Source organism: Sphingopyxis sp. (assembly GCF_036261875.1).
Classification (GTDB): Bacteria; Pseudomonadota; Alphaproteobacteria; order Sphingomonadales; family Sphingomonadaceae; genus Sphingopyxis.
The window spans coordinates 1-6,303 of sequence record NZ_DATAJZ010000018.1; the positions used below are offsets into that span (position 1 = coordinate 1).

Annotated in this window: 7 protein-coding genes; 4 read left to right on the forward strand and 3 right to left on the reverse strand. The window is 65.8% G+C overall.

From position 1 onward, the window contains the following. Positions 1-228: 228 nt before the first annotated feature. Together VHO04_RS08750 and VHO04_RS08755 are read left to right on the forward strand one after the other, a co-directional pair. Positions 229-651 (forward strand): nuclear transport factor 2 family protein, encoded by a 423-nt coding sequence (locus VHO04_RS08750; RefSeq protein WP_329627972.1) that lies wholly within the window; start codon positions 229-231, stop codon positions 649-651. Next, positions 648-986 carry a putative quinol monooxygenase gene (locus tag VHO04_RS08755; RefSeq protein ID WP_329627966.1) on the forward strand — a complete coding sequence of 113 codons (339 nt, stop codon included), beginning with the start codon at positions 648-650 and terminating at the stop codon, positions 984-986. The genes VHO04_RS08750 and VHO04_RS08755 overlap by 4 nt, the downstream gene beginning before the upstream one ends. Positions 987-1,004: 18 nt before the next feature. On the opposite strand, the gene VHO04_RS08760 is transcribed toward VHO04_RS08755, so the two are convergent. From VHO04_RS08760 to VHO04_RS08770, 3 genes are all read right to left on the reverse strand, one after another. Beyond that, positions 1,005-2,378, reverse strand: a complete 1,374-nt coding sequence (locus VHO04_RS08760; protein ID WP_329627967.1) for a deoxyribodipyrimidine photo-lyase — start codon at positions 2,376-2,378, stop codon at positions 1,005-1,007. Positions 2,379-2,642: 264 nt separating this feature from the next. Beyond that, positions 2,643-4,205: a phytoene desaturase gene (locus tag VHO04_RS08765; RefSeq protein ID WP_329627968.1), complete on the reverse strand. Its 1,563-nt coding sequence runs from the start codon at positions 4,203-4,205 to the stop codon at positions 2,643-2,645. After that, positions 4,202-5,146, reverse strand: a complete 945-nt coding sequence (locus tag VHO04_RS08770; RefSeq protein ID WP_329627969.1) for an NAD(P)/FAD-dependent oxidoreductase — start codon at positions 5,144-5,146, stop codon at positions 4,202-4,204. Before VHO04_RS08770 ends, VHO04_RS08765 begins: the two co-directional genes overlap by 4 nt. Positions 5,147-5,348: 202 nt before the next feature. Here VHO04_RS08770 and VHO04_RS08775 point away from each other — a divergent pair, with 202 nt between their 5' ends. Continuing rightward, on the forward strand, positions 5,349-5,936 hold the full coding sequence (locus VHO04_RS08775; protein ID WP_329627970.1) for a PAS domain-containing protein: 588 nt from the start codon (positions 5,349-5,351) through the stop codon (positions 5,934-5,936). Between the two features lie 101 nt (positions 5,937-6,037). Continuing rightward, positions 6,038-6,303: NAD-dependent epimerase/dehydratase family protein (locus VHO04_RS08780; protein ID WP_329627971.1), on the forward strand; the 266-nt coding region annotated here is incomplete at its 3' end.

Here is a 6,303-nt window from a genome sequence, read left to right on the forward strand (position 1 = left end):
GGCCATGGCTCTTCGGAAAATAGGGCTGAAGACGCGCCATCTGCTCGTCCGTCAGCCAATACAAATCACTCATCATTCAGGCTCCTCGCGGTGAGCCTGAATCACAGCGGCCTGCTCAAATCAATGGGTCCTGACCCTAGCGATATCGGCAGTTCTCCCTCCGATCGGCCGCAGGCAAACCGGCGGCAGGCCGGACCATCGACGCGCCCGGGCGAGAAGGGGGCTTCCATGCCGTTTGAGGGATCGTTCGAAGACCGGCTGGCGCTTCGCGAGATGCTCGATGCCTATGCCGACGCGGTCAACCGTGCCGACAGCGAAGCCTGGGCCGCGACCTGGGACGAAGGCGGCCGATGGTCGCTTCCCGGGTTCGGGATATTCGAGGGCAAGGCGAAGATTGTCGACACCTGGCGCTCGGCGATGCGCGCCTTTCCCGACATCGTCTTTCGCGCCTGGCCCGGATCGATCGAGATCCATGGTGAAACCGCGGCCATGCGGTCCTACACCGAGGAAATCTTCCTGCGCGACGGCGCCCTTCACCGGACCCTTGGCATCTATGACGACGTCTGCCGCCGGATCGACGGCCGGTGGCTGTTTGCAGAGCGGCGGTTTCGGCCGTTGCCGCAGCTTTCAAAAGGTGAGGTGCAGGCATGAAGATCCTGATCCAGGCGGTCATCGATATCGATCCCGAGACGCGCGGAGAGGCGCTGGCGGGTGCGCGCGGATGGATCGAAGGCGCGCTCGCCCAGCCGGGTTGTCTCGCTTACGCCTGGACCCTTGATCCGCATGTGGCGACGCGCATCCACGTGTTCGAGGAATGGGACGGCGAAGTTACGCTCGCAGCGCATCTGGCCGGGCCGCAATACAGGGGAATGCTGGGGCATATCGGCGCATTTGGTGTGCGCGCGTCGTCGAGCCGCAAATTCGCGGTGTCGCGCGAAGGGCCCGTCTATAACAGCCACGGCGTGGCAAGTGCCGCTTTCGACTAGCGCCGTGGCCCTCGTTCGCTAGCCGCGCAGGGCTTCCCAGGCAGCGAGGGCCCGCGCCCGCGCCGCATCATGCCCGATAAGCGGTTGCGGATAGGTGGGCACCTGCGCGTCCTGACCATGGGCGGCGGTGATCTCGGCGTCCGACAGATGCGCAAGTTCGGGAACATAAGTGCGGACATAATCTCCCATCGTAAACCGCTCGCTCTGGAGCAGCGGCGACATGATGCGCGAGAAGACCGGCGCGTCGACGCCGGTGCCCGCAACATATTGCCAGTTCATCGCATTTGACCCGAGATCGGCGTCGAGCAACGTATCCCAGAACCAGCGCTCACCGCGGCGCCAATCAATCAGCAGATGTTTGACGAGGAAGGAGGCGGTGACCATCCGCACGCGGTTGTGCATCCAGCCCGTGCGCCAGAGCTCGCGCATGCCCGCGTCGACCACCGGGTAGCCGGTCCGCCCCCGGGTCCAGGCGGCGAAGTCCCGGTCTGCTTCGGGGCCGCTCCGCCAGCCAAAATTATCGAAGGTGGGGCGCCCGTTCCGATCGCCATAATCGGGCATCTGGTCGACGAGGTTGATGCCATGTTCGCGCCAGCCAAGCTCCGACCGAAAGGTTTCGGCGCCCGCATCGTCGCGCTCGCCGAGCGCATGCCAGATCGACCGAGGGCTGATTTCGCCGAAATGAAGATGCGGCGACAGCCGCGATGTCGCGGGGAGCGAAGGAAAATCGCGGCGGGTCTTATAGTCGCCGGCAAGCGGCAGCCAGTCGCGCAGCGCGCGCCATGCACCCTTCTCGCCCGGGCGCCAGTCGCCAAATCCTTTAGCCCAGTCGGGGCTGGTCGGGGTCAGACCCCAATCGGCAAGATTGTCCGACGCCGGCCAGACGTCGGGAGCCGGAATATGGTCGGGCGCCGCATAGGGAAGGGCGGGCGGCATGCGCCCCAGAAGCGCGCGATACCAAGGCGTGAAAATGCGGTAGCGGGCGCCTTGCGCATTGGTGATACTCTCGGGCGGCCCGAGATAATTGCCGTCATGGAGCCGCAGCGCAAGCCTGGAGTCCAGCGCGTCTTCGCAGCGCCGCCACCAAGGCTCGTAGCAGCGGGTCGCGTGAACCCTTGTGCTCTCGGCTTCCGCCGCGACGCGTTCGACTATTTCGGCGGCAGGGCCGCGGCGCAGGACGAGCCGGCTGCCGCGTTTGCGAAGGCTCGCATCGAGCGCGGCGAGGCTGTGATGGAGCCACCAGCGCTGCGCGCCGCCGATCGCGCGCGTTTCGGGGCTCTCGTCGTCCAATATGTAGAGCGGAATGACCGGACCTTCGGCGATCGCCGCGAGGAGGGCCGGATGGTCGGTGGTGCGGAGGTCCTGACGGAGCCACAAGATGGCGGGCGGCATGGCGGCGGTTCCCTTTTTGACGGGCTGTGGTGCGGGCGATCGTGAGCTCCGTCATCTGGCAGGCTCCGATCTCCGCAAAAGATGACCTTTCGGGAAGCCCAGGCAATGAAGAGCCGCTTTGCGAGCGCGAGCGCGAGCAAGGGGAAGGTTGGGCGGTGCGACGTGGCGTCGCACCGCCCGGCGATGAGCAATCACCGCCCCCCGCCGCGGCCAGGCGTGGGTCGCAAGGCGCTGGCCGCCGGCAGAACCGGAAAGTCGATGCGATCAGCCGGGCATGACATCTCCTGCCGCGTCATCGCGCCTGGAGAATATTCGGTGGCGCGCACCCGGGTCGCGGGAGGCCGCGATCTCGACCCCAAAGTCGCCGAGAATGAGGCTCGCCGTCGCCTTCGCGCTCGCGACGACCCCCGGAATACCCGCGCCGGGATGCGTGCCCGCGCCGGTAAAATAGAGGTTCTCGATGCGCGCGTCGCGGTTGTGCCCTCGAAAATAGGCGCTCTGCAGCAGCGTGGGCGTGAGGCTGAAGGCGCTGCCGAGATGCGCGGCGAGATCCTGTTCGAAGTCCGGCGGTGCATATTGGATTTGCGTGACGATCCGCTCGCCAAGGTCCGGGATCAGACGCCGCTCGATCTCAGCGATGATGCGCTTGGCCAATTTGGGTCCTTCGACCTCCCAGTCGAGCGGGGCGTGGCCGCGATGGGGAACCGGAGCGAGCGCGTAGAAGCTGCTGTGACCCGCGGGCGCGACGCCCGGATCCGTTGCGCTCGGGTGATGAAGGTAGAGCGAGAAGTCCTCGGCGAGTGTGCCGTTTCGGTAGATATCGTCGAGAAGGCCGCGATAGCGCGGACCGAACAGGATCATATGGTGGGGGATCTCGGGAAAGGTGCCGCGCACACCCAGATGGAGGACGAAGAGGCTCGGCGACCAGCTCTTGCGCGCAAGGCGCTTGGCCTCGCGCTTGCCGCGCGGATGCGCGAGCAGGTCTCGGTAACTGTGCATGAGATCGGCGTTCGAGGCGACAAGATCGGCACGCGCGGTGAACCCGCTCCGCGTCACGATGCCCGTCACCCGGTCGCTCTCGGTTTCGATGCCGGCGACCGGATCGCCGAGCCTCAGCGTGCCGCCGAGGCGCTCGAAGAGCGCGGCCATGCCGGCGACGAGCCGATTGGTGCCGCCGCGCGCATACCAGACGCCGCCATCCTGCTCGAGTTTGTGGATGAGCGCATAGATGCTGCTCGTCGCCATCGGGTTGCCGCCAACAAGCAACGTGTGGAAGGATAGCGCTTCCCGGAGCTTCTCGCTCCGGACATAGCCGGAGACGGTTTTATAGACCGACCGCCAGGCCCGGTGCCGCAGGAGCGCGGGCGCCGCCTTCAGCATCGAACGGAAATCGAGAAACGGTACCGCGCCGAGCTTCACATAGCCTTCCTCGAAAACCGACGCGGAAAAGCTGAGAAACCGCTCATAGCCCGCCACATCGGCGGCATCGAGCGCGGCGATCTGACGGGCGAGCGACTCCTTGTCATTGCCATAATCGAAGGTCGATCCGTCGGGCCAGCTCAGCCGGTAAAAGGGGGATACCGGAAGGAGATCAACATCTCGGCCGAGCCGCTGACCGCTGAGCGCCCAAAGTTCGGCTAGGCAGGCCGGGTCGGTGATCACCGTCGGCCCGGCGTCGAAGGTGAAACCATCCTTCTCGAAGACATAGGCGCGGCCGCCCGGCCGGTCGCGCGCTTCGACGAGCAGCGTATCGAGGCCCGCCGACTGGAGACGGATGGCGAGGGCGAGGCCGCCGATGCCGGCTCCGATCACGATCGCGCGCGTCATCGCGGCGCCTCTGCCGCAATCGCCGCGCCGAGTACATGGCCCGACAGCCACGCATATTCGGCAAAGCCGTGATAGAGCCAGTCGCCGCAGGCGCCGAGACCAATGGCAGGGTTCCAGAGCAGCTTCATATCCTGTCCCGAGGGCTGCGAGAATAGCCAGCGATGGGCCGCGATATGGCTTGGGGTGGGCAAGTCGCGTCCGGCGATCTTGCCTAGTTCGGCGAGAAGCGCTGGCGCCACGCTCGCGCCCTCGCAGGCGAGATGTGCCTCCGACCAAGTCCAGTCGGCTTGCACGACCCACCGCTCGCCCGGCGCGCGGCCGGGCTTCGCGCTGTCGCGCGCAGCGACCACAAGCGAGCCGGCGCCGCGGAGGAAATCGGGAAGCTCCTCGATCCGCTCATCGAAGGCGAACATCGCGGTCCAGCAGGGATTGTAGCGCACCGCCATGGCGGCGCGCGCCATCTCGAAATCGTGAAGCGACAGAAGCGGCGCTGCCTGCTCGGCGGGGATGGCGATCACCGCCGCATCATATTTACCGAGCCGTTTTGCCTCGCTGTGGAGCGTCCAGCCCGCGGGCGATTTGGTAAGGGCGGTCACCGGTCGCGACAGGCGGACATCGAGATCGTCCGCGAGAGCTTTGAGCGGCGTGGTCATTGTCGGCGTGCCGACCCAGCTGTCCGCGCCGGCGGCCGGCCAACGCGCGGCGAGGCCTGCCTTCTCCCACGCTGCTACGAGCTTGGTAAAGCCTTCCGAGCGTGCCGTGAAATGCGTTGCGCCATGATCGAATGCGACCTCGGGATTGCCCGGATTGGCGCGGCGGGTCGCGAGGCGGCCGCCGATTCCGCGGGATTTGTCAAAGAGTGTCGCCTCGAGCCCGGCGTCGCGCAGCCGCCTGGCGCAGGCTAGCCCCGAAATACCCGCTCCGATGATCGCGACCCGCATCAAACCATGGCCTCGCGGTCGCCAAGGGGGCTCGCTCGATGTCCTCCGGCCGCCCGTAAGCATGACTGTGCCGTCAATCTGCTGGGCGTCATGCGCAATTTTTTCCGGTTCGTCGCAATTGTCATCGACGCAGGCTTGCATGAGCGAGGGGAAGTGTCGCAACATGTCCCTTGGGGCACCCAAGGGAGAGCAGGCAGATAATATGTCATTGAAGACAATGATCGCGGCCAGCCCGATCGCCGCGGTGATCAGCGACCCGCGCCTGCCTGACAATCCGATCGTCGAGTGCAATGCTGCCTTCTCGGCGCTCACCGGCTATGGGCCGGAGGAAATTCTTGGACGCAATTGCCGCTTTCTCGCCGGGCAGGGCACCGAGCCCGAACTGACCGAGACCTTGCGGGCCGCCATCCGGGAGCAGAGGCCAGCGCTCGTCGAGATCCTCAATTACCGGAAGGACGGAACGCCCTTCCGCAATGCCGTGATGGTGGCGCCAATCTTTGGCCCCGGCGGCACTCTCGAATATTTTCTCGGCTCGCAAATCGAGGTCGACGAGGCCGGCGAGGCGGTTGGAGGACGGAGCGCGCGAGCGCGCGCCCAGATCGAGGCGCTCTCGCCGAGGCAGCGCGAGGTGCTGAAACTGATGGCGAGCGGCCAGCTCAACAAGCAGATCGCGTTCTCGCTTTCGCTGTCGGAGCGGACAATCAAGATGCACCGCGCTGCCCTGCTGCGCGCGCTCGGCGTCGAAACCACGGCCGATGCGATCCGGCTTGCGGTCGAGGCCGGTTTCTAGCCACCGCTCCACCTTCCCTTTGAGGCATATGGGATATCGCGCTGCCGCCGATTAAGAGCGTCGGGATGCCGGACCGACGTCATGGCCGGGAGGAGCAGCATGTGAGCGTCAAGCGCGCCTTGGTGATCGGAAGCAGCGGCGGTATCGGTGCCGCGCTTGTGAATCAACTCGTGGCGTCGGGGCGATTTGACCGCATCTATGCCGGGAACAGGCGGCCCTATGCGGCGCACCATTCCAATGTAACTAGGCTGACGATCGACATATTGGACAACGACACGCTTGCCGAGGCAGGTCGCCAGATTGCCCAAGATGGCGCTCTCGACCTGTTGATCGTGGCGACGGGGCTGCTGCATCGCAGGACTGACAT

Coding starts and splice junctions, on each gene's coding strand:
- VHO04_RS08765 (WP_329627968.1), bottom strand. CDS start 4,205: ATGACGCGCGCGATCGTGATCGGAGCCGGCATCGGCGGCCTCGCCCTC.
- VHO04_RS08750 (WP_329627972.1), top strand. CDS start 229: ATGCCGTTTGAGGGATCGTTCGAAGACCGGCTGGCGCTTCGCGAGATG.
- VHO04_RS08760 (WP_329627967.1), bottom strand. CDS start 2,378: ATGCCGCCCGCCATCTTGTGGCTCCGTCAGGACCTCCGCACCACCGAC.
- VHO04_RS08755 (WP_329627966.1), top strand. CDS start 648: ATGAAGATCCTGATCCAGGCGGTCATCGATATCGATCCCGAGACGCGC.
- VHO04_RS08770 (WP_329627969.1), bottom strand. CDS start 5,146: ATGCGGGTCGCGATCATCGGAGCGGGTATTTCGGGGCTAGCCTGCGCC.
- VHO04_RS08775 (WP_329627970.1), top strand. CDS start 5,349: ATGTCATTGAAGACAATGATCGCGGCCAGCCCGATCGCCGCGGTGATC.